25 protein-coding genes and 1 tRNA gene are annotated in these 26,910 nt (G+C 58.6%); 19 read left to right on the top strand and 7 right to left on the bottom strand.

Annotation, left to right across the window (positions count from 1 at the left end; all coding sequences use genetic code 11):
- The first annotated feature begins 4 nt into the window (after positions 1 to 4).
- From ACYJL1_RS05045 to ACYJL1_RS05035, 3 genes are all read left to right on the top strand, one after another.
- The gene (locus ACYJL1_RS05045; RefSeq protein ID WP_460897323.1) at positions 5 to 3,112 is read left to right on the top strand and encodes a TonB-dependent receptor; all 3,108 of its coding nucleotides are present in this window, start codon (positions 5 to 7) and stop codon (positions 3,110 to 3,112) included.
- A gap of 93 nt (positions 3,113 to 3,205) precedes the next feature.
- Entirely contained in the window at positions 3,206 to 6,175 is a 2,970-nt protein-coding gene (locus ACYJL1_RS05040) for a TonB-dependent receptor (protein WP_460897322.1), read from the top strand.
- A 118-nt stretch (positions 6,176 to 6,293) separates the two neighbouring features.
- A complete protein-coding gene (locus ACYJL1_RS05035) occupies positions 6,294 to 8,201 on the top strand; it encodes a glycoside hydrolase family 36 protein (protein WP_460897321.1) in 1,908 nt (635 codons plus the stop codon).
- A gap of 454 nt (positions 8,202 to 8,655) precedes the next feature.
- On the opposite strand, the gene ACYJL1_RS05030 is transcribed toward ACYJL1_RS05035, so the two are convergent.
- A complete protein-coding gene (locus ACYJL1_RS05030) occupies positions 8,656 to 9,309 on the bottom strand; it encodes a cysteine hydrolase family protein (RefSeq protein WP_460897320.1) in 654 nt (217 codons plus the stop codon).
- An 84-nt stretch (positions 9,310 to 9,393) separates the two neighbouring features.
- The gene (locus tag ACYJL1_RS05025; RefSeq protein WP_460897319.1) at positions 9,394 to 9,876 is read right to left on the bottom strand and encodes a GFA family protein; all 483 of its coding nucleotides are present in this window, start codon (positions 9,874 to 9,876) and stop codon (positions 9,394 to 9,396) included.
- Positions 9,877 to 10,171: 295 nt separating this feature from the next.
- On the opposite strand from ACYJL1_RS05025, the gene ACYJL1_RS05020 reads away from it, so the two are divergent.
- Complete coding sequence (locus ACYJL1_RS05020) at positions 10,172 to 10,918, top strand: SDR family NAD(P)-dependent oxidoreductase (protein ID WP_460897318.1); 747 nt, start codon at positions 10,172 to 10,174, stop codon at positions 10,916 to 10,918.
- 309 nt (positions 10,919 to 11,227) lie between these two features.
- Here ACYJL1_RS05020 and ACYJL1_RS05015 read toward each other — a convergent pair whose 3' ends face one another.
- Positions 11,228 to 12,121, bottom strand: a complete 894-nt coding sequence (locus tag ACYJL1_RS05015) for a LysR family transcriptional regulator (RefSeq protein ID WP_460897317.1) — start codon at positions 12,119 to 12,121, stop codon at positions 11,228 to 11,230.
- A gap of 105 nt (positions 12,122 to 12,226) precedes the next feature.
- Here ACYJL1_RS05015 and ACYJL1_RS05010 point away from each other — a divergent pair, with 105 nt between their 5' ends.
- The 4 genes from ACYJL1_RS05010 to ACYJL1_RS04995 all read left to right on the top strand — a co-directional run bounded on the left by ACYJL1_RS05010 (position 12,227) and on the right by ACYJL1_RS04995 (position 15,528).
- Complete coding sequence (locus ACYJL1_RS05010) at positions 12,227 to 13,090, top strand: SDR family oxidoreductase (protein ID WP_460897316.1); 864 nt, start codon at positions 12,227 to 12,229, stop codon at positions 13,088 to 13,090.
- A gap of 33 nt (positions 13,091 to 13,123) precedes the next feature.
- Entirely contained in the window at positions 13,124 to 13,597 is a 474-nt protein-coding gene (locus tag ACYJL1_RS05005) for an SRPBCC family protein (protein WP_460897315.1), read from the top strand.
- A 41-nt stretch (positions 13,598 to 13,638) separates the two neighbouring features.
- Positions 13,639 to 14,706, top strand: coding sequence for an alkene reductase (locus ACYJL1_RS05000; RefSeq protein ID WP_460897314.1), 1,068 nt, complete (start codon positions 13,639 to 13,641; stop codon positions 14,704 to 14,706).
- A gap of 69 nt (positions 14,707 to 14,775) precedes the next feature.
- The gene (locus tag ACYJL1_RS04995; protein ID WP_460897313.1) at positions 14,776 to 15,528 is read left to right on the top strand and encodes an SDR family oxidoreductase; all 753 of its coding nucleotides are present in this window, start codon (positions 14,776 to 14,778) and stop codon (positions 15,526 to 15,528) included.
- A 122-nt stretch (positions 15,529 to 15,650) separates the two neighbouring features.
- On the opposite strand, the gene ACYJL1_RS04990 is transcribed toward ACYJL1_RS04995, so the two are convergent.
- Positions 15,651 to 15,735, bottom strand: a tRNA-Leu gene (locus tag ACYJL1_RS04990).
- A gap of 448 nt (positions 15,736 to 16,183) precedes the next feature.
- On the opposite strand from ACYJL1_RS04990, the gene ACYJL1_RS04985 reads away from it, so the two are divergent.
- A complete protein-coding gene (locus tag ACYJL1_RS04985) occupies positions 16,184 to 16,774 on the top strand; it encodes a YqaA family protein (RefSeq protein WP_460897312.1) in 591 nt (196 codons plus the stop codon).
- Between the two features lie 27 nt (positions 16,775 to 16,801).
- Positions 16,802 to 17,302 carry a disulfide bond formation protein B gene (locus tag ACYJL1_RS04980; RefSeq protein WP_460897311.1) on the top strand — a complete coding sequence of 167 codons (501 nt, stop codon included), beginning with the start codon at positions 16,802 to 16,804 and terminating at the stop codon, positions 17,300 to 17,302.
- A gap of 140 nt (positions 17,303 to 17,442) precedes the next feature.
- Here the strand turns inward: ACYJL1_RS04980 and ACYJL1_RS04975 are convergent, their stop codons facing one another.
- Together ACYJL1_RS04975 and ACYJL1_RS04970 are read right to left on the bottom strand one after the other, a co-directional pair.
- A complete protein-coding gene (locus tag ACYJL1_RS04975) occupies positions 17,443 to 18,000 on the bottom strand; it encodes an HNH endonuclease (RefSeq protein ID WP_008127884.1) in 558 nt (185 codons plus the stop codon).
- Between the two features lie 108 nt (positions 18,001 to 18,108).
- Positions 18,109 to 18,753, bottom strand: a complete 645-nt coding sequence (locus tag ACYJL1_RS04970) for a DNA-3-methyladenine glycosylase family protein (RefSeq protein ID WP_460897310.1) — start codon at positions 18,751 to 18,753, stop codon at positions 18,109 to 18,111.
- 73 nt (positions 18,754 to 18,826) lie between these two features.
- On the opposite strand from ACYJL1_RS04970, the gene gluQRS reads away from it, so the two are divergent.
- Both gluQRS and ACYJL1_RS04960 read left to right on the top strand, forming a co-directional pair.
- Complete coding sequence (gluQRS, locus tag ACYJL1_RS04965) at positions 18,827 to 19,696, top strand: tRNA glutamyl-Q(34) synthetase GluQRS (RefSeq protein ID WP_460897309.1); 870 nt, start codon at positions 18,827 to 18,829, stop codon at positions 19,694 to 19,696.
- Positions 19,697 to 19,748: 52 nt separating this feature from the next.
- On the top strand, positions 19,749 to 20,636 hold the full coding sequence (locus tag ACYJL1_RS04960) for a DMT family transporter (RefSeq protein WP_460897308.1): 888 nt from the start codon (positions 19,749 to 19,751) through the stop codon (positions 20,634 to 20,636).
- On the opposite strand, the gene ACYJL1_RS04955 is transcribed toward ACYJL1_RS04960, so the two are convergent.
- Positions 20,603 to 21,457, bottom strand: coding sequence for a YihY/virulence factor BrkB family protein (locus tag ACYJL1_RS04955; protein ID WP_460897307.1), 855 nt, complete (start codon positions 21,455 to 21,457; stop codon positions 20,603 to 20,605). The two genes, ACYJL1_RS04960 and ACYJL1_RS04955, sit on opposite strands and share 34 nt — an antisense overlap.
- 94 nt (positions 21,458 to 21,551) lie before the next feature.
- Between ACYJL1_RS04955 and ACYJL1_RS04950 the strand changes: the two genes are divergently transcribed.
- From ACYJL1_RS04950 to ACYJL1_RS04920, 7 genes are all read left to right on the top strand, one after another.
- A complete protein-coding gene (locus ACYJL1_RS04950) occupies positions 21,552 to 22,382 on the top strand; it encodes an SDR family oxidoreductase (protein ID WP_460897306.1) in 831 nt (276 codons plus the stop codon).
- A 38-nt stretch (positions 22,383 to 22,420) separates the two neighbouring features.
- A complete protein-coding gene (locus tag ACYJL1_RS04945; protein ID WP_460897305.1) occupies positions 22,421 to 22,618 on the top strand; it encodes a twin transmembrane helix small protein in 198 nt (65 codons plus the stop codon).
- Positions 22,619 to 22,627: 9 nt separating this feature from the next.
- Positions 22,628 to 23,209 carry a cob(I)yrinic acid a,c-diamide adenosyltransferase gene (locus tag ACYJL1_RS04940; protein ID WP_460897304.1) on the top strand — a complete coding sequence of 194 codons (582 nt, stop codon included), beginning with the start codon at positions 22,628 to 22,630 and terminating at the stop codon, positions 23,207 to 23,209.
- Between the two features lie 26 nt (positions 23,210 to 23,235).
- Positions 23,236 to 23,997: a rhomboid family intramembrane serine protease gene (locus ACYJL1_RS04935; protein ID WP_460897303.1), complete on the top strand. Its 762-nt coding sequence runs from the start codon at positions 23,236 to 23,238 to the stop codon at positions 23,995 to 23,997.
- Between the two features lie 194 nt (positions 23,998 to 24,191).
- The gene (locus ACYJL1_RS04930) at positions 24,192 to 24,941 is read left to right on the top strand and encodes an electron transfer flavoprotein subunit beta/FixA family protein (protein WP_460897302.1); all 750 of its coding nucleotides are present in this window, start codon (positions 24,192 to 24,194) and stop codon (positions 24,939 to 24,941) included.
- Between the two features lie 22 nt (positions 24,942 to 24,963).
- Positions 24,964 to 25,893, top strand: coding sequence for an electron transfer flavoprotein subunit alpha/FixB family protein (locus tag ACYJL1_RS04925; RefSeq protein WP_460897301.1), 930 nt, complete (start codon positions 24,964 to 24,966; stop codon positions 25,891 to 25,893).
- Positions 25,894 to 26,007: 114 nt separating this feature from the next.
- Positions 26,008 to 26,889, top strand: coding sequence for a 3-hydroxybutyryl-CoA dehydrogenase (locus ACYJL1_RS04920; protein ID WP_460897300.1), 882 nt, complete (start codon positions 26,008 to 26,010; stop codon positions 26,887 to 26,889).
- Positions 26,890 to 26,910 lie beyond the last annotated feature (21 nt).

Genomic DNA, 26,910 nt, shown 5'->3' with positions numbered 1-26,910 from the left:
AGGTATGCTCGTAAGGGGAGGCGTTTCTGCGACTGCTGTGGTCCTCGGTACGTTCTTGGGCGTTCCGGCGGCCGCGCAACGCATGGCCTTCGAAATCCCGGCGCAGCGCCTTGAAACTGCGATCACCGCGTTCGGCAGGCAAACGAACGTCCAGATTATCGCGTCGCGTAGGGTAACGAAGGGAAAGCGATCGAGCCCTGTCCGTGGCTACATGACGCCTCGCGAAGCCTTGGTGCGGCTGCTGGACGGTACAGGTCTCATTGCGAGGCCAACCGGTAGCCAGACCTTTGCGATCCTCTACCCATCCCGCCCAATTACCTCGTTACCGCTGGCTCTGCAGACTATGCGAGGCTCTCCCCACCACGGGAGCAGTGGCGCTGGCTCGCCCCGATCGCCTTCTGCCGAGGCCCCGCTTCTCGCCGAAGACGAGGACATCGTGGTGACTGGTATACGGGAGAGTCTGGAATCTTCTGCTCGAGCAAAGCGCGAAGCCGAACTGACCCTCGATAGCATCTCTGCAGAGGAAGTCGGCAAGTTCCCGGACAGCAACATCGCAGAGTCTCTCCAGCGCATCACCGGTGTCGCGATCGATCGCTCCGGAGGCGAGGGTCAGTTTATCACTGTCCGGGGTTTAGGTCCGGAGTTCAACACCGTGCTCGTGAACGGGCGCGTGATGGCGACGGATAATGCCGGCCGGGAATTCTCCTTCGACGTGCTCTCGTCGGCCATGATCCAGCGCGCCGATGTCTACAAGTCTAGCATCGCGCCGCTGCAGGAGGGCGGAATCGGGGCAACCGTGAACATCGCGACCGCACGTCCGATGGATGGTAAAGTCGGATTTCACGTCGCTGCTGCGGCCGGCGGCATTTACGACGACCTCCGCAAGACAACCACCCCTGACGTCTCCGCCGTGGCATCCTTGATGAACGAGGCGAAGACCATCGGTTTCGTGATCTCCGGATCCTACACAGACCGGCGCAGCCAGAGCGATGCCGTCCAGGTGGACGGATGGCTGTTCAGTCAGCAGAGCGTACTGCACGGCACGGGGCAGAGTGCTGGTCTAACAGCTGACGCCCTCGACCGGACTGCGACATCAGTACACGTTCCACAAAACCTCAACTTCGCTCGGGAGAATAGCCGGCGCCGACGCATCAACGCCTCCGCGACGGTGGAAGCGCAGCTGACGGATCGACTGACACTCAGTCTCGACGGCATCTACTCCAAATTCGACGCTTCTTCCGACCGCTCGATCTTCGCGAGCTTTTATTCATCCCCCTATATCGCTCTCACCGTCGATGAGAACGGCACGGCAACGGCATTCGAACGTCCGGGCCAGCTTTTCCAGGTCAGCAACCCAGCCCTCGCGAACCGCATCTCGTTGTCCCAGAACGACAACATCGTCCAGACGGGCAACAGGCTTACTCAGTCGTACCAGATCGGAGGCAATCTCAAGTGGAGGCCGTTCGACGACGTCGAGGTAAGGTTCGACGCATCCAAGACCAAGGCGACCCAGCGCAGTCCTGGTTCATATGTCGTGCTGGGTTCTTTCGCGCAGACTAGTCCGCGCTTCGATCTCAACAAGGGCGGCGACCTCCCTATTGGATCCAACTTCGGCAACCTCACCGATCCGTCCCTGGTCCGCGCGCATTACACGCGCGTGGACGAAGGGCGGGTTCGCGACCTTGGATCAGAATATCGCCTGGATACAGAGTACAAGCTTCAGTCGAGCGCGCTCAAGTCGATCAGCTTCGGCGTTTCTTACTCTGAACGATCAAAGTTTCGCCAATATTTTGAGAACAGCGATGCGGCCTGCGCCTATTGCGGCTATGAAATTCCGGTCGAACCATCGCTGCTGCGTACCTACCACCTTGGTGGCTTTCTGCCGAAAGCATCAGGCAGCGAATATGTTCCTCACGATTTCTTCACCTTCGACCCGCGCGCGGTAATCGCCTTCCTTTCAGATCCTGGCAACTTGGCGCGACCGCGCCAAGGCCGGGACGCTGCGGAGCAGAGGGTCGAGGGCGCACGTCTTCTCGCACTGCAGGACGGACCGTTCGGCAGTCGTGAAAGCCTCAGCGGCTACTCGAACGTGCGCGAGGCGGTATTGGGCGGCTACGTGTGGCTGCAGTTCGGCGGGTCTGCATGGAGTGGGAATGCGGGTATCCGGGCTGTTCGCACCGAAACACGTTCGAGCGGTTACGTTACTCCCGTTCTGGGCGTCACGGTCACACCCGGAGATGATACCCTGCAGTTCGGATACGGACCTTCCACAGGGATCGTCATCCGCAATAGCTACGTAAACGCACTCCCTTCGCTCAATATCAAGTTGAACTTAACCCCCGAGATCGTCGCACGGGCTGCATTTTCCCAGACGATCACCCGGCCGACACTCACCGATTTAGGCGTCAGCGACAGTCTTAGTGGACGTGTCTCGGCACCGCTCTCCAGTGGCGGGAACCCGAACCTGACTCCATTCAGATCGATAAACTACGACGCGTCTCTGGAGTGGTACCTGTCGCGGATCAGTTATTTGAGTGTCGGCGTGTTCTATAAGGACCTCAGAGACTTTCTGGAGCTACAGACCCTTTCGCTCGAGAGGTTCGGGCGAACCTTCCTCGATACTCGCACCAGGAATGGCCAGTCCGGGTACATTCGCGGAGTTGAATTCGGCGGTCAGTACCTGTTCGATTGGCTTCCGGGAGCGGCTTCGGGTCTCGGCATCACGGGCAATTACACCTATGTCGAAAGCGAGGCCAGGCGCGACCTGACCCTTGCCGATTATGATTGCGGCTACAACGGGCTATCCCCGCACTCGGCAAACGGCAGCATCTTCTACGAGAAGTTGGGCCTATCGGCGAGAGTCTCTTACAATTGGCGATCTGATTATCTGCGTTCGTGCCGCTCCGAGCAGTCGCGACCTCGTAACAGATCATCCTATGGCCAGCTAGACGTCAGCCTGAGCTTCGACATTGCGAGAGATGTGCAGATTTATGCTCAAGGCATAAATATCACGAATGCTCACATCAAAGAATGGTCAGCAATAGAGGACAGATTTCTTCTGATGCAAAGTACAGGGTCGCGGTACAACTTTGGGGTACGTATAACATATTAAGAACCACACACAGCACATCCGAACTGGTGTGTGAAAGACGAAGTCGGATTCGGGAACAATCTCGAACGGCTGAATTACAAGAGGGAGGTTGTCATGATTGTTCGATCGAAATACGCGCTACTGTTCACCGCTGCGGTTGTTGCTCCTCCGGCTGTTGCGCAGGTACACACAGATCCAGCCACCAACACGCCGACCATGCCTCAAACTCCGGACACGATGGACGCCGATACCGCACTCGAAAGCGGTCAGGACATCGTGGTCACGGGCATAAGGGCGTCGCTTCAGGCGTCCCAAGACATAAAACGCGGAGCGGACGGAGTCGTCGATGCGGTGTCAGCGGAGGATGTTGGCAAGTTCCCTGACTCCAATGTGGCCGAGGCGCTGCAGCGGATCACAGGTGTGGCGATCGATCGAAGTGGCGGCGAAGGGCGCTCGATTACCGTCCGTGGCCTGGGCCCGGAGTACAACACGGTGCTGCTCAACGGACGCACCGTCGCGACCGACAATGCGGGCCGCGAGTTCTCGTTCGACATCCTCGCCGCCGACATCATTCAGACAGCTGAAGTATACAAGACGATCGATCCGAAGACGCAGTCGGGCGGGATCGGGTCCGTGGTGAACATCAAGACCTTCAGGCCGCTCGACCGCCCGAAAGGGTTTAGCGGCTCCGTCGCTCTCTCCGGACAGGAGGACGTGCTGCGCGAGAAGCTGGGCTTCGAGGCGGGCGGGACGGGGTCATGGTCGAACGGTGGCTCGTTCGGCATCGCCCTGGGGGCGACCTATTCCGAACGTCACTCAGCCATCGATTCCTTCTCGACTTCGGGGTACGCGCTCCGTGACGGCGTAAATCCCGCCGTCGTTGGCGACACCGGTAATCCGGGCGACCTTATGGTCGCCGCTCCGGTTACATCATCGGGCCTCACCGCGGCCAGTCTCGTGGCCATTCCCCCGGGCTCCAGGGTGCAACAGGAGGCAGTGTTCAACCGGGGCAATGAGACCCGCAAGAGGCTCGCGCTGAACGGCGCTGTCGAGGCGCTTGTGGGAGACCGACTCAAGTTTACACTGGACGGTCTGTTCGCGCGTTTCGAAGTGGACAACGTCAATGCGCGTCAGTCCAATTTCTTCAGTCCTCCTTACATCGACCCCAAGTTCGACGAGAATGGGACCGCCATCTCCTTCAGCCGTCCGGGAGCCGACTTCGTCAGCCGGAATCCTGCTCTCGCGAGCGCGGTTGGACTTTCTCAGAACGACAATGTCAACAATGGAAGCAGTTCCATCGCCAAGACCTACGCCACAGGCCTGAACATCGCGTACGACCTGACCGACACGTTCAAAATCTCTCTGGACGGCTCCTGGTCCAAGTCCACCAGCGAAGGAGACGACTTCTTCTTGGTGCTCGGTGAGCATGCGCCGGAATCACCGTTCGTTCAGGCGCCGACAGTTAACGGCATCTCTACCGTCACCAATCTGGCCGGGCTGACTGATAAATCGCTACAGCGGCTGCATTATGCGGGTTCAGGGAAATACAAGCGTTCGGACGAAATCAAGGAATTTCGCTTTGACGCGGCGTGGCAGGTCGAAAAAGGTCCGCTGCGGACGATAAGCGCCGGTGCGCTCCGTTCCGATCGCGAGAAGTCATTCTTCGGCTTTCGCCAAAAGGATTTCTCCCAATATGGTCTGAGCTATTCGTCGATCGGCTGCCTCTACTGCGGCTACACCGTGCCCTTCGACACATCCATCCAAAGCGAATACTCGTTTAACGGTTATTTGAAGGGGGTCGAGGGTGCGGACAAGGCGCCACCGGCGATGCTCGTCGCATCTGCTGCAAACATCTTCCGCGAGTTAAACAATCCGGCAAATCTCGCGAATTCCAACTATGGCCGCGGCGATCCTGCAGGCTTGGCTGCACTCCTTGCCAATCTGGGTGGTGCGGGGCTCGATCCCGTTCGGGGCCTGTGGACGCAGTTCCGTTATCCGGAAGGTGACTCAGCGGTCAGGGAAAAAATTTTCGAGGCATATTTTAACACGAAGTGGGGCGGCGATTTCGGAGGCGAGATGCCGTGGAGCGCCAATGCCGGATTCCGGATCGCATTCACAGATGCGACGTCCAGCGGCTTCGTCGTTCCCGTGTTGCAGATCCGGGAGTCGCCGGGCGATACGGGGCTCATCGTGATCGAAGGTCCGTCGGAGTTCACAACCGTATCGAACGACTATGTGAACTTCTTGCCTGCCTTCAATCTGAAGCTCGAGCCGGCCAAGGACATGGTTCTGCGCTTCGCCTACTCGAAGTCGGTCACCCGACCGACGCTGACCGCGCTAGGACTCAACCAGAGCTACGGCGGACGCTCGAACGCGCCCACCAGTGGCGGCGGGAATCCTCTGCTGCAGGCATATGAAGCAGACAATTTCGACGTGGCGTATGAATGGTATTATGACAGGTTCAGCTTTCTTGCCCTGACGGCGTTCTACAAAAAACTGGGCAACTTCATCGAGACCTCCACCCTGCCGGTCACGCGCCCCATTGTCTTCCCCGCGGGAAACGGGGGGCGCCCCGAGGACGAGGTGATCAACGTCACCTTCCAGGATACTCGCCAGCGCAACGGACTATCCGGCAACCTCGTCGGCATAGAGGCGGCGCTTCAAAAGACAATCAACACCGGGGCGCTCAAGGGAGTCGGCGGCATCATCAACTATACTTACGTCCACAGCAAGCGAGACAACTCACCTCCTGGAGACTTGGGCTTCAACGGCTTCACGCCGCACACGGCGAACGCGACGCTGTTCTACGAGAACGGCCCAATCTCGGCGCGTATCGCGTATAACTATCGGTCCGAGTTTCTTGTCGTCGCCCAGGGCGCATATAGCGAGCCCCAGCAACGGCAAGCGTTCGGCCAGACCGACTTCACGCTCGGATACAATATAGGCCGTGAGCTGCAGGTATTCGCGGAAGGTGTGAACATCTTTAGTGAGGACACGAGAGACTTCTCTCGATTCAAGAACCGCATCCTCTATTATGAGGCCACTCCGCCCCGCTACTCAGTAGGTATCAGGGGTAAGTTCTAAGTTGAGGGCGCCGGCCCGGAAACCGGAACGATGGAGTGCATCGTTCCGGCTTCCAGGCCCTCTCATATCGATCCGCCGGGCTCCGGTTCGAAGCACGCACCAATCTGGGAGACAGAATTTGAAACAGGCCGACACCTGTGGACGACGCGGCAGCGCGGGATGGCTTGTCACGCGCCATTTCATCTGGCCGCTGTTGTTCCTCGCGGAATTCATTGCCGTCCCACCGGTGCAGGCGCAGGTTGCCCCGGCCGCTGCCGCCCAGCGGACGATTAGCGTGCAAGGCATCCCCCTATCGATAGTGGGCGACCTGAACGGGTTCGACCTCGACATTCAAGTCCGTACCTATCGTCCAGGCCTCGACGGCGTTGTACTGACGCTGTCACGCTCGACCCCCGCTCCGCCTCCGAAACTCGCTCTTCGCTGGTCGACGCCTTCGATCGATATGGCGGGCATGTGGACGCCGGACGCCGGCTTGGGCCACACCATCCTGCCCGACTTCGTCAACGTCCGCCTCCGTTCAACGCTCACCGCGCACGCGCCCGTGCTCACCTTGTACGGCCGCGGTGAGCAGAATCGGATGACCGTGGCGCTCAGCGACGCTTTAAACCCGATAACGCTCTCTGCCCGGCTGCGAGAGGAAGACGTACGGGTCTACCAGTCGATCGAGCTCTTTACCGAACAACATGAGCCTTTGACGCGCTATCGCGTCGAGCTTCGGCTAGACAGCCGTGCCCTGCCGTTTTCGACCGTCCTTCGCGACGTTGCGCAATGGTGGGCGGAGCAACCGGGCTATGCTCCGTCTCCCGCACCGCAGGCCGCATTCGAGCCGCTCGACTCCACCTGGTACAGCTATCACCAGAACGTGCCCGATGACATTGTCTTGAACGAAGCGCGTGCCGCTGCAAGGCGCGGGTTCAAAGTCCTGATCGTGGACGATGGCTGGCAGACCAACGACAACAGCCGCGGTTATGCGTTCGCCGGCGATTGGAAGCCGGAGCGGCTTCGCCGGATGCGCGCCGTCACCGATGCACTTCATGCGTCGGGTATGAAGGGAATGCTCTGGTTCTCGGTGCCGTTCGTTGGGGACCAATCGGAGGCTTTCCGCCGCTTTCGTGGGAAGACGCTGCGGCGGTGGGACGAGCAGTCTACGAACGTGCTGGATCCCCGTTATCCAGAGGTGCGGTCATACCTGATTGATACCTTTCGTCGCGCAATCGTCGATTGGGGTTGGGATGGATTGAAGCTCGATTTCATCGACTCCTTCAGATCGGACGAAAGCACCGTCCTGAAGGCAGGCGACGGGCGGGACTATGCCTCCGTGTACGAAGCGGTCGACCGACTGATGACTGACATCATGGCAACGCTGCGCCAGGCCAAACCCGACGTCCTTATCGAGTTTCGTCCGGCCTATACCGGACCGCTTATACGCAAGTACGGCAATATGCTTCGGGCATCGGACGCGCCGAACAGTTCTATTCTCAATCGGCAGCGTATCGTCGATCTGCGCCTGTTGGCCGGCTCGACCCCCGTTCATGCGGATCCGATCCTCTGGAATGACGAGGAGCCCGTCGAAAAAGCCGCACTGCAGCTCTGGGACACGCTCTTTGCCGTACCCCAGATCTCCATGAAGCTGGATGCGCTGAAGCCCAGTCACTCCGCGATGCTCGAGCGATATCTCTCTTACTGGCGCGCGAACCGTGACGTTCTGCTTGGTGGTGATTTCAGGCCCGAGGGCATAGGCGCGAGCTACTCACTTGTCCGTGCCGCCTCGGCCCAAAAACAGATTATCGGTCTCTACAGCGATCAGGTCGTCAGAATTGACAGTATCGCCGCTGCCCTGGACGTTGTGAATGCGACTTCATCACAAAACATAGTTCTAGATCTTGCGGAAGACGTCGGGAGTTTTCACCTGACAACGCGCGACGCGCAGGGCCGGATAGTCGAAGAGTCCGTCAAACGCCTAGTCGGAGGGCTTCATCTTATCCAGGTCCCTTCAGCTGGTATCGTCGAGCTGGTGCGATTATGACGAGCGAGGTGCGGCTATTAACCTAGCCAGGCCTCGCCCTTGTCCGGCCACATTAGCGAGCGAGCCAAAAGGTTTAGGATGGCAGCAAAAGCCATTGAGCAGCCCGGGCTCAGTGAACTACATCCGGGACAGCGGCGCGCGCCAGCCGGCTTATGCGGATCCATCGAGGTGTACGGGAACGTGATACTCGGGCGAGGGTCGGGTTCATGATATGCCCGGTTCGCTCGTCCACCAACGTCTCCTCGCTGAGCGCAAGCCCAGCACCATGATGATCCCACCGCGGAACTGGAGGGCGCCTGAGGCCGCAGTCTTCGCATCGTCGAAGATGCTCACGAGGCGCTCCCGCAAGCTGTACCGCGACCGATGTGGCGACTACCTCCGCCAGACCGACCTTGAAGGCATTCGAGGCTCCGGCGGCGGGCCCAGCGGGGTGCTCGGCTCCGCCACCGGCACATCACCTCAACTGGCCGATGACCTGCTCGGTCGTCTTCACGTTCGCGAAGCTGACCGCCATGCCCGACAGCGCAGCGTTCTGCGCCGCATCGTCAGCGGCGGCCGTCGCATCGGCGACGAAGGCCACCTCGTAGTCCAGCATCGACGCGTTCCTGCTGGTGCTCTCGCAGCACACGTTGGAGATCGCGCCCGCTATGACGACCGTGTCGATCCCTGCGGCCCGGAAGTCGCGGTCGAGGGAGCTCGAGTTCGGAAGGATGGCGCAGAAGCGATACTTGTCGACGACCCAGTCGTCAGGACCGACGTCTATTCCGGGGAAGAGGTCATGGGTCGGCAGGCCGGGGCGGAGCGTGTCCCAGATGGGCCTGAACTCCTCGCTACGCAGCTGCCAAGCGGGTGGCGCCCTGGGAGGATCGTCCACGATCGTGTGCCGCGTGAACACGACCCTCGCGCCCGCGGTCCGGAAGGCTTGCGTCAGCAGGTTCACGTTGCGGACGATGTCGAGGATGCCGGGGACGTATCCCGGATGGCTCTCGTCCATGAAGCCCAGCTGCAGGTCGATCACCATGAGCGCGGTGCGGTTTGGGTCGATGCCCTCAGCAAGCGGACCACGCCAAGTCTCAAGCATCCCGGGTTCGAGGTCGATGCTATGCATGACTGGTCCCGCTAGACGCGATAGTCAGGCTGTCGGCTGGAAGAATACGGTACCTTCCCGAGGCGTGGCGGCGGCCGTCGACAGTCACAGGCTGCGTCCCGGGCTGATGCCGCTCGCCTTGTAGACCGCCTGGACCGAATCGTATTCGGGGAACTCCTCCTCGTAGCTCAGCGGCATGGGCAGCAGCGCCCACTTCTGCGCCGAGCGCGTGTAGAGCTGCGCCACGGGCTTGAACCACGAGTGGTCATCGAGCGACGACGGGCGCACGATCATCATCTCGGTCGAGCTGGTGGTCTGCGTGTGCGTCCAGGTCGCGCACTCAGGGCAGACGAAGCGGGTAGAAATCGCGCCGTTGTCGGCGGTCTTCCTGTGTCCTTCCGGCTGGGTCTCGCTCGTTATGCTGAAGCTGTCGGTCGCGATGATGGCGCACAGCGAGAACGCCGAGGCCGTCATCTCCTGGCAGTCGGTGCAATGGCACATCAGCGTCCACAGGGGCGCCGCCGTCACGCAGTAGCGGAGCTTCCCGCAGAAACATCCGCCCTCGAGGTTCAGTCTCTTTTCGCTCATATCCTACTCCGTCAATGCTACAAACGTGTCGTCTCGGGGCTGGGTCGCGGCGACCCGCGGACGCCCGATCCGGCGCCACGCGCCGCATCGAGCCCGACACCCGGATGCGCGAGCCGCACGGGATGGTAGGCCCGCGGATCGGGGGCCGCCATTCGGCCGCGTCCAGAATACCTTCGCGCCCGTCCATATCCGGCGATGCCCCGCCACCACCTCGGCCATCCGCGCATTTTCGAGAGGCCGGGCCGGCGTCACGACACCGCCGCGGCGACCGAAAACATCAGATGGAAGGGCAACGATGGACATCTCTCTCAAGGACAAGGTGGCGGTGGTGACCGGCGGCAGCCGGGGCATCGGCGAGGAGATCGCGAGGACGCTAGTCGCGTGCGGCGCGCGGGTCGTGATCACGGGAAGGAAGAAAGACACGATCGAGGCCGCGGCCGCGCAGATCGGCCCTGAATGCGTCGGCATCGTCGCAGACGTCTCCAAGCTATGCGACGTCGAGGCGCTCTACCGCTCGGTCGAGGAGCGCTTCGGCCGCCTCGACATCGTGGTTGCGAACGCCGCGGTCGGCGCCAACGCGCCGCTCGGCGAGATCACGGAGGAGAAATTCGAGACCGTGATCGGGACAAACCTCAGGGGCGTCCTGTGGACCGTGCAGGGTGCGCTTCGGCTGCTCGGGCCCGGCGCCTCGGTCGTGATCGTCGGTTCCACCGCGTCATACGAGACGCCGCCGTCGATGAGTCTCTACGGCGCGGCGAAGGCCGGCCTGCGCGCCGCCACCAAGGCCTGGATCAAGGACGTCCGCGGCCGGGCGATCCGCATCAATGTCCTGAGCCCAGGGGCCGTTGATACCGAGTCCCTCCGGATCGCGCTTGACGCCGACTCCGACGACAGCAAAATCAAGGCACTCGAGGGGCAGAGCCCGCTTGGACGCATAGGCAAACCTGAGGAGATCGCCAACGTCGTCGCATTCCTCGCCAGCGACTTGGCCAGCTACATTCACGGCGAGGAGATTTTCGTCGATGGCGGCCTGAAGGTCTGAAGTCACCGTGGGCACCTGGTGTTTGCCTGTAGGTAGAATGGATGACCTTCGACATTCGCCTACTCCGATACGCTGTCGCAGCGGCCGATTACGGAGTTTCTATAAGGCAGCGCGTGCGATGGGCGTCGAGCAGTCGACGCTCAGCCGCAACATTCTGAAGCACGTATCGCCGGTTGGCTTCTTAAGTCTCGGCTCGATTCTGAAGGAAGGTGCGGGTGGTCGGAATCGAACCGACGCTCCTTTCGGAACCGGATTCTGAACCCCGGACATGCCCAAGGTCGACTCCGCTGACATGGCCAGGACGGGTCATCATCTCCCGACGTAGGCCGCGAGTTCGTCCGGTGTCCCCTTCGGAAAAGCCTCCTTCAGGTGATCCAGGAACGCCGATACACGAGCACTCAGCAAACGGCGCGTGGGATAAAGAGTCCATAGCGCGATCTCTGGTCCTTCCATAGCACCCCAACGCACCATCGTACCGGTGGCGAGGTCGTGACTTACGAGGGACACCGGAAGGCGCGCGGCGCCCACCCCCATTCGCACGGCATCTCTGACCATGACGAGCGACGAAAGACTCAGCACCGGATTGACTGCGATCTTTGTCTTTCCCGTCGGTGTCACCATGCTCCACGCGTCGCCCTGGCTGGCCGGTCCACGCACCACGACCGGAATAGCGGAGCCGTCTTCCGGCGGCGTCAGGTCCGGGCTCGCTACGACGACCAGACGATCGTGCAGGAAGATGCGTCCGACCAGGCTTTCATCCGGCGCCGGATTGACCCGGATTACGAGGTCGTAGGCTTCCTCGATCATGTCGACGGACCGGTCCTCGGTCGTGACCTCGAGCCGGACCTCCGGATATTTCAGTGCAAAGCTGGCGGCTACTTTCCCCATCGCTGTTTGCGAAAAGAGCAAAGGCGCGCTGATCCGCAACCTGCCCCGGGGACTATGTCCGCCCGAGGCGATTGCGGTGGCGGTCTCTTCCAGTTCGGTGAGCAATTGTCCCGTCCGCTCGAACAGCGCCCGCCCTTCCTCAGTCAGCTTGAGCGCGCGCGCCCCCCGCTCGAACAGCCGCAGGTCGAGGCTGGCTTCCAGCTCCGCGACGCGGCGGGACAACGTCGCCTTCGGGCGCCCGGCCGCGCGCGAGGCTTTCCCGAACCCGCCGTGACGAGCGACCAGGTTGAAATCGGCGAGGGCGAGAAGGTCCATGGCGTTCCAGCAGTGAGACGGTGTGTCTAGATATAGCGGCTACCGGCATGAATGTGGATCGCTAATTTGAGGGCAAGCAAGCGGTTCAACCCAAGGATTAAGACCATGACCATTCTCGTAACCGGCGCGACCGGCAATGTCGGCAGCAACGTCGTCGAACAGCTCGTCAACCGCGGCGCCGACGTCAGCGCCCTGGTCCGCGACCCGTCGAAGGCAAGTTTCCCCGCGAGCGTCGATGTCGTCCAGGGCGACCTACTCGACGTGGAATCACTGCGTAGCGCCATGTCCGGCGTCTCGACCCTGTTCCTGCTGAACGCCGTCGTCCCCGACGAATTCACCCAGGCGTTGATCGCGCTCAACGTCGCCCGTGCAGCCGGGATCGAGCGGATCGTCTATCTCTCGGTCCTCCACAGCGACATCTACGTCGACGTGCCGCACTTCGCGGGCAAGTTCGGCGTCGAGCGGATGATCGAGCAGATGGGGATGAACGCCACCATCCTGCGCCCGGCCTATTACATGGACAACGAAATCACGATTAAGGACGTGGTCACCGGCCATGGCATCTATCCGATGCCGATCGGCGACAAGGGCCTCGCGATGATCGACGCCCGCGATATCGGCGAGATCGCCGCAATCGAACTGGTCCGCCGCGAACAGTCGCCCACGCCGCTCCCGCTGACCCGTATCAACCTGGTCGGCCCGGATACGCTGACCGGCGCGAGCGCCGCCGCCATCTGGAGCGACCTTCTCGGCCGAAACATCACCTATCGGGGCGACGACACCGACGGGTTCGAGCAGAACATGCGCCAGTTCATGCCGGGCTGGATGGCCTTCGACATGCGCCTGATGGCCGAGCGCTTCCTGTCCGACGGCATGCTCCCTGAGACCGGCGACCGCGACCGGCTCACCGCGCTGCTCGGCCGCCCGCTGCGCTCCTACCGCGATTACGTCGCGCAGATCGCCGGCTGATCGCCTCAACCCTCCCGAACAAGGACCACCGACATGATCTATTCGACCGCCACCGTTCCGGTAAATCCACAAGGCGAAACCAGGCTCACCCGTGATCAGGTCTGGAAGGGCCTCGAGCTAAAGGCTCGTGACGCCCGGCTGTTCCTTCCGCCCGGCCTCTGCACCAGGTGCGACGTCACCGAGGAGAGCGCGACGCACTTCGTCCGCGAAGCCACGATCGCGGGCGCGGACCTGCGCGAGATCATCACGCTCGAGCCGCAGCGCAAGGTCACCTTCTTCCAGGCTACCGGCCCGCGCGAAGGCGCGATCATCAACGAACTGTTCGAGGATGAGACGGGCGAGCTTCAGCTCAAATTCTACTGCTATCTCGGGCTGCGCGACAGGCAACCGAACGGCCCCGAGGAACAGGCTGAGCAGGCGCAGTTCGACAGCGACAAGGGCTACAAGGCCGCCCTGCTGTCCACGCTGAAGCGCACCCGAGAGATGCTCGCCGAAGGCAAGCTCTGATCCTCACGGCCCACCTCATCCAGTAACTCAGGAGAACTCCCATGACCGAAGTCTGGTCCGCAATTAAGCTCGGCAACCTGCAACTGCCGCATCGCCTCGCCATGGCACCGATGACCCGCAGCCGCGCCAAGCCCGATGGCACGCCCAGCGACCTGGCGCCCGAATATTATGCACAGCGCGCGACGATGGGCCTGCTGATCACCGAAGGGACCCAGCCGTCCGAGGACGGGCAGGGCTATCCGAACACGCCCGGAATTTACACCGACGATCATGTGACGGGGTGGCGCAAGGTGACAGATGCCGTGCATGAGGCGGGTGGCCGGCTCTTCGTCCAGCTCATGCATGTCGGCCGCAGATCCCATCCGGAAAACACGGCACATCATCGCCAGCCGGTCGCGCCTTCAGCGATCGCCCCGGGTGAAAACATGTTCACCAGCAAGGGCATGTTGCCGGTTCCGGAGCCGCGCGCACTCACCACCGCCGAGGTTCGGCAGACCGTCGCCGACTACGCGTACGGCGCCGCTCGCGCGATCGAAGCGGGCGCGGATGGCGTCGAAGTCCACGGCGCGAACGGCTATCTGGTGCACCAATTCCTGGCCCCGAATGCCAATGAGCGCACTGACGAATATGGCGGTTCGCTCGAGAACCGTGCGCGGTTCGCCATCGAGGTCGTGCAGGCCATCGTCGCTGCGATCGGGCCTGCGAAGACGGCGATCCGCCTGTCCCCCGGACTGCCGACGGGCGGTATCGTGGAAGGGAACGCCAACGACGATCTGTACCGCTATCTGGCGGCGGAGTTCGACAAGATCGGCATCGCCTATCTGCACGTCCTGCACATCGGTAACGAAGCGCTCGTCGCCGACATCCGCAAGGCTTTCGGCGGCGTGCTGATCGTCAATCGGCCGGGCCGCACGCGCGAGCAGGTCGGGGCCGACGTCACGACAGGCGTAGCCGACATGGAAGCTCTGGGCACCATGGCGCTGGCCAACCCGGACCTCGTCACCCGCCTCAAGGAGGACGCGCCGCTCAACGAACCGCGGGTTCCCCTGTTCTACGCCGGCGGCGGCGCCGAAGGCTACACCGACTACCCCGCTCTCGAGCGCGCCTGACCGGGACGCATCAACGGCGGCTGGCACGAGCCTAGCTCGTCCAGCCGCCAATCTGAAAGGAAGTTTCCCATGAAGACGACAGGTAACACCATCCTCATCACCGGCGGTGGCACGGGGATCGGCGAGGCGCTCGCGCACCGCTTCCACGACCTCGGCAATAATGTAATCATCGCAGGCCGGCGGATGGAGGCCTTGGAGAAGGCGATCGGAGATCGGCCGAATATCCACGCGCTGACGCTCGACATGGACGATGCGGCCAGCGTCGCGGCTTTTGCCGAAAAGCTCGTCACCGATTTTCCCACCGTCAACGTGCTGTTCAACAGCGCCGGCATCATGCGCATGGAAGGGCCGCTCGATACATTCCGCGATCTGGGCGGTGCGGAGGCCTCGGTCACCAGCAATCTACTCGGCCCCATCCGGCTGACCAATGCGCTCATCGAACATCTCGGTCGCCAGCCCGACGCGGTCATCGTCAATGTCAGCTCGGGCCTCGCCTTCGTGCCGCTGGTGATCGCCCCGACCTATTCGGCGATCAAGGCTGCGATCCACAACTACACGGAATCGCTCCGTGCGGTCCTGAAGGGCAAGATCGAGGTCATCGAGCTGGTGCCGCCCGCGGTGCAGACGACCCTGACCCCCGGCCAGCAGGACAATGAACGCTTCATGCCGCTCGACGCGTTCGCCGATCAGGTCATGGCGCTTTTCCAGCAGACGCCCACGCCGCGCGAGATCATGGTGGAAGGCGTCGATTTCATGCGCAACGCCGAGGCCGAGGGCCGTTTCGACGATACGCTGGCGGCGATCAATCCGTTTCTCAAGTAGCCGGCGACGCTATACGCTCCTAGGCCTTGGCAGATCGGAGACACTGCGTCCCCTGCCGAGGCCCTGACTCCGGCGAGCCCAATCGGACTCGAACTCGATACTGAATGAACTGTTGAAGAAGGTGGTGCGGGTGGTCGGAATCGAACCGACACTCCTTTCGGAACCGGATTTTGAATCCGGCGCGTCTACCAGTTCCACCACACCCGCACATTTGCCGCCGATTCTAGCCGACGCTCTCTGCACCTATACTGCACCTAGAGCGAAAACTGAATATCGCCAGCCTCTTTTCCTTCCTTCCCAACCCTCTGAAAACACGCCGTTTTCAACTCGTCGTGTTTTCCTGTGGATTGGTAGACAAACCACTTTTTGAGTCAGGCGCGTCTACCAATTCCGCCAAAGGGGCCGCCAAAAAGCGTCGGAGATGAGCGAACTCAAACCCGTGACAGCCAAATACATGCACAGGGCACCCTAGGTCAACACCAATATAAGCTTTTTAGCGGATAACGCACTCGTGTGTTGCCCGTGTTAACGGCGGCAACTAGAGGGGATGCAAAGATACCTGCCAGCGAGGTTGCGAAAATTGATCGTCCCGATTCCATTTGACGAATGTTTGCTCTAAGAGACCTTGCATATTGACTCGAGGCGGGAACCGATAATGCTGCGCAGACTGTATGATTGGACAATGTCACTGGCCGCGCGCAAGTCGGCTGAAGCATGGCTTGCCGTCATTGCCTTTGTCGAGAGTTCTGTCTTCCTCGTTCCCGCCGATGTCCTTTATCTGCCGATGGCCCTTGCCCGCCCTGAACGGGCCTATCGCTATGCGCTGGTTGCCACTATCGCTTCTGTGCTTGGCGGAATAGCCGGCTGGATGCTCGGCTTCTACGCCTATGAGACGCTCGCCAAGCCAGTTCTTGAAATCTATGGCAAACTTGATGCTTTCGAGGCTCTGCGAGGCTCTGCGAGCGCCGATGCTATCCTGCTGCTGCTTGTTACCTCCGGCCTTTCTCATCTGCCTCCTATCAAGGTGGTCACCATTCTTTCGGGCGCGGCAGGCATCAACATCTGGCTGTTCATCGTCTCGGCGATCATTGCGCGTGGTGCGCGCTTCTTCTTTTTGGCATGGCTTTTGCGCCGCTATGGCGAACCGATCCGCGACTTTATCGAAAAGCGCCTTGGACTTATCGCCGGTGCAGTGGCGCTCATCCTGATTCTGCTTTACGCCGTGTTCCATTATCTCCATTTGTAATTGCGTAACCAAGGACCAGTATCTGTCATGACCCATACGAAACCCCATTTGAAGACCGCGCTTTTTCTGTTGCTGGCCATGATTGTCACAGTCGGTTCGGCATTGGGTTTTCAACATATTGGCGGATATTTACCCTGCAAATTGTGCCTCGAACAGCGCTATCCCTATTATGCGGGAATTCCTTTGATGGCGCTGGCAGTCGCTTCATCATCCTTGAAATGGCCAGCTGGTCTGACACGGTTGCTTCTGGCGCTTGGTGGCCTGCTCATGCTCATTGGCCTTGGCCTTGCAATATTTCATGCGGGCGTGGAGTGGAAGTTCTGGGCGGGCCCAACCGATTGCACGGCGGTCGCAATGTCGATCACAACCGACGCAGGTAACCTTCTAAGCGATATGAACTCGGTTCGCCCACCGGCATGCGACACGGCTGCGCTGCGCGTTCTTGGCCTATCATTTGCCGGCTGGAATGCCATTGCAAGCGTCATTTTGATGATCATTGCGTTTCGCGGCGCAGCGAAGACGACTTAAGTTTCCAACTCTCCCATCCGTCATCCTCGGGCTTGACCCGAGGATCCACTCAGCATCACATTCCCTGCTTTGCCATTTGACCATGGGTCCTCGGGTCAAGCCCGAGGATGACGGAGAGGTAAGTATCCAGGCGAAACGCGTTACGGCTCCAGCTCGACATCCCAGTACAGATAATCCATCCAGCTTTCATGCAGATGGTTTGGCGGGAACATGCGGCCATTATTGTGCAAATCATGAACCGTCGGCGGATAGGGCTTTTGCCGTGGCCACATCTTGGCGCGATCCGGCATAAGCCCGCCTTTGCGTAAATTGCACGGTGAGCAGGCCGCGACAACATTTTCCCACACGGTTTCGCCACCAGCGCAACGCGGAATGACGTGATCGAATGTCAGATCTTCTTCCGAGCCGCAATATTGGCATTCAAAGCGATCACGCAGGAAAACATTGAACCGCGTAAAGGCCGGGTTACGCGACGGTTTGATATAGCTTTTCAGCGAAACGACACTTGGTAACCGCATGGCGAAGGAAGGGGACGAGACTTCATGCTCGTATTCCGCCACGATATTCACACGGTCAAGGAAAACCGCCTTGATCGCGTCCTGCCAGGACCAGAGCGACAAGGGATAATAACTGAGCGGACGGTAGTCCGCATTGAGTACCAGAGCCGGCAGTCCGTCCGGCGAGACGGCTATTGTCAAGGAATCAACTCCAATCCAACCATCAGGCCCCGATATTGTAAGCTTGACGTTACAGGAATGTGAAGCGAATTGCTGCGAGGCGGCAGAAAAAGCACCACTATTTCAACTTCATGCGATGGGTGTAGCATCGCGGCCACGGGTTGCGGCATAGTAAGCCCAGAAAAGTCGGGCGGCCACACCCCGCCAAGGCGACCAACGCTCGGCAAAAACCTTCAATGCTTTCGAATCTGGCCGCACTGATTCACCATAGGCATGCGCATAGGCATGTTGAAGCGCCACATCGCCTGCGGGGAAAACATCCGCATGACCTGCTGAAAACAGCAGATAGACTTCGGCAGTCCATGGGCCGACCCCTTTGACGCTGGTCATCACCTGCATCGCTTCTTCAATGGGCCGGGCACAAAGGTCAAACAGGTCCAGTTCGCTGGCGATGATCGACTGGCTTATCCGAGCCAGCGTTGCTTGCTTGGCGCGCGAAAGTCCGGCAATTCGCCATGCTTCCTCACCGCCCGCCAGATAGTTTTCCGGCGTCAGCGGATTAATGATTGTAACGAGGCGGTTCCACATCGAGTCAGCACTTGCTCTGGACACCTGTTGGGAAACGATCACGGAGGCAAGGCTTTCAAAACCCGGCGCAGAGCGGCGCAAAGGCAGCGGTCCTGCTTTTTGCGCAATCGCCTCCAGTTCGGGATGGATTCGCAGCAATTCTGCCAGGCCTTCGGCAATATCATCCAGCGTATCAATTCTGCGCATAAGTCTTCATCCTTGCATGATCCGGCAAACACCGTATCAATGAGTGCGAACAACGCCAAGAATGTCCAACAGCATGACAGTTCCGGTTTTCCGATTCGCACCCAGTCCCAATGGCCTTCTTCATCTCGGCCATGCCTATTCTGCCCTTCTCAATCAACAGATGGCACAGGATATGGATGGCAGATTGCTGCTTCGTATGGAGGATATAGACCGGGAACGCTGCACGCCTGAACTTGAACGTTCAATGCTGGACGATCTTTTATGGATTGGCCTTAACTGGGAGCGGCCTGTTCGCCGTCAGTCAGAACACTTTCCGATCTATCAGGAGGCCCTTGATCGCCTCATTAAAATGGAACTCGTCTATCCGGCATTCCTCAGCCGCAGCGGTATCAAACGGGAAATCGAACGTTCTCATGTTGACGACTGGCCGCGCGATCCGGATGGTGCACTGCTCTATCCGCCGACTGAGCGAGAGCTATCAAAACGCGAACAACAAGAACGTATCGCGGCTGGGCATCCTTATGCGTGGCGGCTGAATATGGACCACGCGCTTGATACCGCAGGAAGGGAACTGGTCTGGCAGGAGTTTGGTTCGCACGAGAACAAGGTCAATGCCCGGCCGCAGGGCTGGGGTGACGTCATCATCGCCCGCCGGGATATACCCACCAGCTATCACCTATCCGTTGTCCTTGATGACGCTTTGCAAGGCATCACCCATGTGGTTCGTGGCAAGGATCTATACCATGCCACCAGCGTTCACCGCCTGCTTCAATGTCTTTTCGGCATTGACCCACCGCTTTACCATCACCACCGTCTCATTCTGGATGACGACGGCAATAAGCTCTCGAAAAGCCGCAAAGACACTTCGCTACGTTCCTTGCGTGAGCAAGGCGTAACGCGTCAGGAGATCTGTGATTTGATCGGTTTACGACCTATCGGATAAGACCGTTCAGGTATAAGCCAGTTATCTGTCTCAATGATCTGGCTTCACTCCCATGTCCGTACGCTTCTTTCCAGCCCTGTTCGTGCTCCTGTGGGCCACCGGTTTCATCGGCGCGCGCTACGCAATGCCCTATATGGAACCCTTCCTGTTTCTGGCGGCACGCTTTGCCATTGCAGGCGCGATCCTTGGAATATGGGTCGTGCTCGCAGGAAATAACTGGCCCGGAAAACGCGGAGCAATACACGCAATAATAGCAGGCTGCCTCATCCACGGCGCCTATCTCGGGGCCGTGTTCTGGGCCATCCATCAAGGCCTGCCTGCCGGCATGTCTGCATTGGTCGTCGGCCTGCAACCCTTGATAACCGCGCTGATCGCCGGTGTAACGCTTGGCGAAAAAATACAGCCACGGCACTGGGCAGGACTGACAGTCGGCTTCATCGGCGTTGCCATGGTCCTTTGGCCGAAACTGTCTATTTCTGCCGATGGCATCACTCCAGCGACAGTCACCGCCTCGGTTTTTTCCGTCATTGCCATCAGCATTGGCACTGTTTGGCAGAAACGCTTTGTTGGCCAGATTGATTTAAAGGCAGGGACAACCTTGCAATATCTGGGTGCGATGGTCGTCATGATCATCATGACATTGCTGTTCGAAACTCATGAAATCATATGGTCCGGCTCGCTTGTATTTGCCATGTTCTGGCTGGTCTTCGTCCTTTCGATCGGCGCTGTGTTGCTGCTGATGATCCTGATCAAACAGGGAGCCGTCTCGAAAGTCGCATCGCTGTTTTATCTTGTTCCCGGCGTGACAGCCTTGATGGCTTATGTCCTGTTCGGGGAAACATTGACGCTGTTCCAGCTCGTCGGCATGGCAATCGCAACATTGGGCGTTGCCCTCTCGACAGGCGGTCAGAAGCGCCTTGCCACCCTGCCCTCGCGATAGATAATGATCGCGGCGTTCACTTCCGCGCCGATAATGAAGATGGCTGCGATTATATAAAGGAAGACGATGGCGGCCATAATGGAAGCAAGGCCCGCATAGGTCGAGATATAGGAGGCAAAAGTTTCCAGATAGCTGGCAAAGATTGTAGCCCCGATCGTCCAGGCAACCAGCGTCAGCAATATGCCCGGCAGAATGTCGATGAAACGCCTGTGTCCCGCAGGAAGCCAGAGATGCACAACAAGCAACCCCACGATGAGCACGGCAGACGCGATAACATAGCGCCAGAAACTGATCGTTCCCGATAGAAGATAGATTTCAGGATACCATTTCGAAGCGATCCGCATGGCTAGCGGGGCAAGCACCAGCAAAAAGCTGATCGCCATAATGCCGATGGTTGCGATGATCACATAGCCCAGACTTTGCAGGCGGCAGTAGATGATCGAGCGTGTGTCCACCACACGGTAGGCCCTGTTGAGCGCAACCCGCAATGCCTCGATGCCGTTAGAGGCAAAGTAGGCTGCCGCGATCACGCTGATTGTCAGCAGTCCGCCGCGCTGCACATTGAGCACATTGCTCACTTCCTGCTTGATCGGGTTGGCAATCACTTCCGGCCAGGTGTCGAAAACAACATGGAGTGCGGTCTCGGTAAATGCGCTTGCCCCAAGAAAACTTGCCAGTGCAGTGGCAAAAATCAGAAACGGAAAGAGTGCCATAATTCCCGATAGCGCCACATGGCTTGCCAGTGCCCACCCATCATCCGTGCTGAAATGCCCCAGAGCATCGCCAACAATACGCCGAAGAAAGCCATATACTTTACGCATCAATGCAGGTTCGCCCCTTTGATCATGTACGCGAGATTGCAAGGCCCAAGCGAATATGTGAAGTGTTTTTTGTGCAACCTATTGAATTGAACCCATGCCCCGTTCCAGAACGATTTTGATTACCGGATGTTCCAGTGGCATGGGTGCCTATTGCGCACGCGCCCTGAAGGCGGATGGCTGGACCGTTTTTACCACTGCCCGCAAACCCTCTGACATAGATGACCTCAGAACGGAAGGGTTTTCCGCTCATTACCTTGACTATAGCCAGACGCAATCTATTCGCGATACGGTCAAAGCTGTGCTTGAACAGACCGGCGGCACACTCGATGCGCTCTATAATAATGGCGCTTACGCCGTGCCCGGTGCGGTCGAAGATTTGCCGACAGCAGCATTGCGCGAGCAATTTGAAGCGGCGTTTTTCGGCTGGCATGAACTGACGCAACTCATTGTTCCAGTCATGCGCAGACAAGGCCATGGTCGGATCGTCCATTGCTCGTCGATTCTTGGGCTGGTTCCGATGAAACTACGCGGTGCCTATGTCGCATCAAAATTCGCGCTCGAAGGCTTGATGACGACCCAGCGCATGGAGCTGGAAGGTTCCGGTATTTATGTGTCGCTGCTTGAGCCGGGTTCAATTGAATCAAGTTTCAGGGCCAATGCTGCGGCACAGGTCAGCAAATATATCGACATTGAAACATCGGTGCATCGCGCGCAATACAACAGCGAAATGATGCGTTTCTCACAAGCAAAACCGATGCGATTCGCACTTGGCCCCGATGCCATTTACAAGGTTTTGAAACATGCATTGGAAAGTGAGCGCCCAAAACCCCATTATGTGGTGACGGTTCCAGCCAAGCTGGCAAGTTTTGCCAAGAGAATTCTATCGGCACGCGCGCTATACCGCATGCTTGCGAGCCAATCATGACAAGACCAGAGTGGAACTCTGCTGATAAGGAATAGACCATGGATATCATCTTCAAATTTCTGGCAGTGATTGCCATTGCGGCGGTCGCCATCGCGCTTCTCGTGGGCCTGCGCAATATGATGAAGGGGGGCGATGCCAATTTCTCCAACAAGATGATGCAGCTACGCATCCTGTTGCAACTCGTTGCCATCATCCTGATCGTCGGCGCCATCTATTTCCACCGCGCGGCGGGTTAGGCGGGTATAATGGTCAAGCTCAACAAGATTTATACACGTACCGGCGACGATGGCACTACAGGTCTCAGCACCGGAGCGCGGCGATTCAAGCATGATCTACGCGTTGAAGCTTACGGTACTGTGGATGAGGCAAACTCCTTTGTTGGCCTCGCCCGATTGCACACGGAGCAGAATTATCCCGAACTCGACGCCATGCTTGTTCGCATCCAGAATGATCTTTTTGATCTCGGTGCCGATCTGGCCACTCCCGATACGGGCGAGACACTTGCCTATGAGCCATTGCGGATTCTTGATAGCCAGGTTTTGCACGTTGAAGCCGACATTGACCTGCTGAACAAAAATCTGGCCCCTTTACGCTCTTTCGTTTTGCCCGGTGGCTCTCCCGCATCCGCAGCGCTGCACCTGGCGCGTACCGTTTCGCGGCGGGCAGAACGGCAGATGGTTGAGTTATCACAAAGAGTCGATGAAACAGTCACACCGGCTGCGTTGAAATACATCAACCGCGTTTCCGATTTCCTCTTCGTTGCCGCACGTGTCGTCAATGACAATGGCGCAAAAGACGTGTTATGGATTCCCGGCAAAAACCGCTGATGTATTGAGACAGGAACCAGGCGCCGATGTTTATTCCACTGCATGACGCCAACAGCCTTAAATATATCAAGCTGCAATATGTGACGCTTTCCCTGATAGCGCTGAATGTCTTCATTTTTGCGCTGACCAGCATTGGCGGCGACTATGCGGAGGCCACCATAATCGGACTTGGCTACATACCGGCCATTGTCCACGATCTGGCGGCATTGCCTGCCGCCTATGAAATTGTGCCTTCAAATTTCACCTACATCACCTACGCGTTCCTCCATGCCGATATTTTCCATCTCGGTGGCAACATGCTGTTTCTTTGGGTGTTTGGCGACAATATTGAAGACGCGCTTGGGCACGTAAAATTTCTGATCTTCTATCTCTTATGTGCCGCCGCGGGGGCTTTTCTTCACGGCGTTATTCTGCCGGATTCAGAAGCGCCGCTGATCGGCGCCTCCGGCGCGATAGCAGGTATTGTTGCAGCTTATCTTATTCTCCATCCGCGCGTGAAAGTCTGGGTTCTGGCCTTTGGGCGAATTCCGCTGCGTATCCCGGCCATCTACCCGCTTATCCTTTGGGTTGCCATGCAATTCGGCATGCTTTTGTGGAGTGGAGATGAGATGATCTCGTGGCCGGCTCATGTGGGCGGGATCATTGCGGGAGCACTGCTTATTGTCGTTTTGAAACGTCGCGACGTACCACTTTTTGATCGCGCCATTGTTTCTCCAGGCGCTGTCGTGGTCGAAAAAGCACCCGCTATCGCCACGCCGGAAACCGAACCCGTGAAATGGGGCAGATAGGTCCACATCATTCAATCGGTTCAAGTACAGATTGTCGCACACCGCGCATTGACCTTTACGTTACTCATATTTACGGTCCCGCGCTGTTCAGACACAAACGTGTCGCTTTTTTCACCTCAATGTCGGCATCCGGCAAGCAGGTACTATGATAGGACAGTTAAAGCTGTCATTTGATTGTTGAAGAGGGAGTCCCCATGAAAGTCCTCGTACCGGTAAAGCGGGTAGTCGATTACAACGTCAAGATTCGCGTCAAGGGTGACGGTTCGGGCGTTGAGCTTGCAAATGTGAAGATGTCGATGAATCCGTTCGACGAAATCGCGGTCGAGGAAGCGCTTCGCCTGAAAGAGGCCGGCAAGGTCGAGGAAGTTGTCGTCGTATCGATTGGCCCGGCACAGGCGCAGGAAACCTTGCGCACGGCGCTTGCCATGGGTGCGGACCGCGCCATTCTGGTCAAGGTCGACGATATTGTCGAGCCGCTGGCCGTCGCCAAGATTTTGAAGGGCGTTGTCGAAGCTGAACAGCCGCAGATGGTCATTCTCGGCAAGCAGGCCATTGATGACGATGCCAACCAGACCGGCCAGATGCTCTCGGCGCTGCTCGGCTGGAGTCAGGCCACCTTCGCCTCCAAGGTTGAACTTGGCGACAAGTCGGCCAAGGTCACACGCGAAGTTGATGGCGGTCTGCAAACCATTGAGGTCACTTTGCCGGCCATTATCACCACTGATCTGCGTTTGAACCAGCCGCGCTATGCTTCACTGCCCAACATCATGAAGGCCAAGAAGAAGCCGCTTGATGAGAAATCTGCCGCTGATTACGGCGTTGACACTGCCCCGCGCCTCAAGGTTTTGAAGACCGAAGAGCCGGGCGGACGCAAGGCTGGTGTCAAGGTCAAGGACGTTGCGGAGCTTGTCTCCAAGCTGAAGAACGAAGCTGGCGTTCTTTAAGGAAAAGGATAAGGAAATCACAATGGCTATTCTTCTTTTTGCCGAACACGATAACGAAACCCTTTCCGACCAGACCGCCAAGGCCTTGACCGCAGCGCTTGCCATCGGTTCGGATGTGCATGTGCTGGTTGCCGGCAAAGGCGCCAAGGGCGTTGCCGATCAGGCAGCCAAGCTTGCTGGTGTCACGAAGGTTCTGCTGGCCGACAGCGATGATCTGACCAACCGCCTTGCCGAAGCAACCGCAGCGCTGATTGTCTCGATTGCCGATGGCTACGACACGATCATCGCCGCTGCCACCACCAACGGCAAGAACATCCTGCCGCGCGTTGCAGCGCTGCTTGATGTCATGCAGGTGTCAGACATTATCGAAGTCATCTCGGCCGATACATTCAAGCGTCCGATCTATGCGGGCAATGCCCTGCAAACAGTTCAGGCGACCGACGCCAAGAAGGTTATCACTGTGCGCACGGCAACCTTTGCTGCAGCGGGTGAAGGTGGCTCTGCTCCCGTCGAGACTGTTGCGGCTGCTGCTAATCCTGGCCTTTCGACCTTTGTTGAAGCCAAGCTTTCCGGCGGCGATCGTCCGGAGCTTACCTCGGCCAAGATCATCATTTCCGGCGGACGTGCTCTTGGCTCCAGCGAGAAATTCACCGAAGTGATTCTTCCGGTTGCTGACAAGCTCGGCGCCGCTGTCGGTGCTTCGCGCGCGGCTGTCGATGCCGGCTATGCGCCGAATGACTGGCAGGTTGGGCAGACAGGCAAGGTTGTAGCGCCTGATCTTTATATTGCTGTCGGCATTTCCGGAGCGATCCAACATCTGGCAGGCATGAAGGATTCCAAGGTCATCGTCGCCATCAACAAGGACGAAGAAGCACCGATCTTCCAGGTTGCTGATTATGGTCTCGTCGGCGATCTCTTCACCATCCTGCCGGAACTTGAAAAAGCGCTTTAAAGAAATATAACCGCAACTTTGAAATGATTTGCTGGCCGGGGTAGACGAACGCTACCCCGGCCATTTACTTTATGTGCTGGAAGTTTGCGCTCGAACAAACAAATGGATGGAAATATGGCTGGAACGATCAAGACTGTAGGCATTATCGGGGCAGGTCAAATGGGCAGCGGCATTGCTCATGTATGTGCCGTCGCCGGCTATGATGTTTTGATCCATGACCAGTCTGCCGAACAGCTGGAAAAAGCAATCGCCACGGTTAATGGAAACATGGCGCGGCAAGTTTCACACGGCAAGCTTGATGAGACAGCGCGCGAAAAGGCCATGGCGCATATCCGCCCAGCTTTGCGCATCGAAGATCTTTCCAGTGTCGATCTTGCCATTGAAGCGGCGACCGAGGATGAAACCGTCAAGCGCAAGATTTTTGCGCAGCTGTGTCCAAACCTCAATCCGGAAGCGATCCTCGCCACCAATACGTCATCAATTTCCATCACACGGCTCGCCGCAACAACCGATCGTCCGGAGCGGTTTATCGGCATTCACTTCATGAATCCGGTGCCTGTGATGAAGCTGGTTGAACTCATTCGCGGTATTGCGACCGAGAATACCACGTTCGAAAGCGCGCGCGACTTCGTTACCAGCCTCGACAAGACTTTGACTGTCTCCGAAGATTTCCCAGCTTTCATCGTCAACCGCATTTTGCTACCTATGATCAATGAGGCCATCTATGTGCTTTACGAGGGTGTGGGCTCTGTCGATGCAATCGATACGGCAATGAAGCTGGGCGCCAATCATCCGATGGGCCCACTGCAACTGGCTGATTTCATCGGCCTCGATACATGCCTTTCGATCATGCAGGTCTTGTATGATGGTCTGGCGGATTCGAAGTATCGGCCCTGCCCGCTTTTGGTCAAATATGTCGAGGCCGGTTGGCTCGGCCGTAAGACCGGTCGCGGCTTTTACGATTATCGCGGGGAAAACCCCGTCCCGACACGTTGATCATGACTCCATGAACTTATC

This window comes from Phyllobacterium sp. K27, from assembly GCF_054796155.1.
Note: the sequence above shows the minus strand (reverse complement) of the source record. Positions and strands in the feature narration are given on the sequence as shown.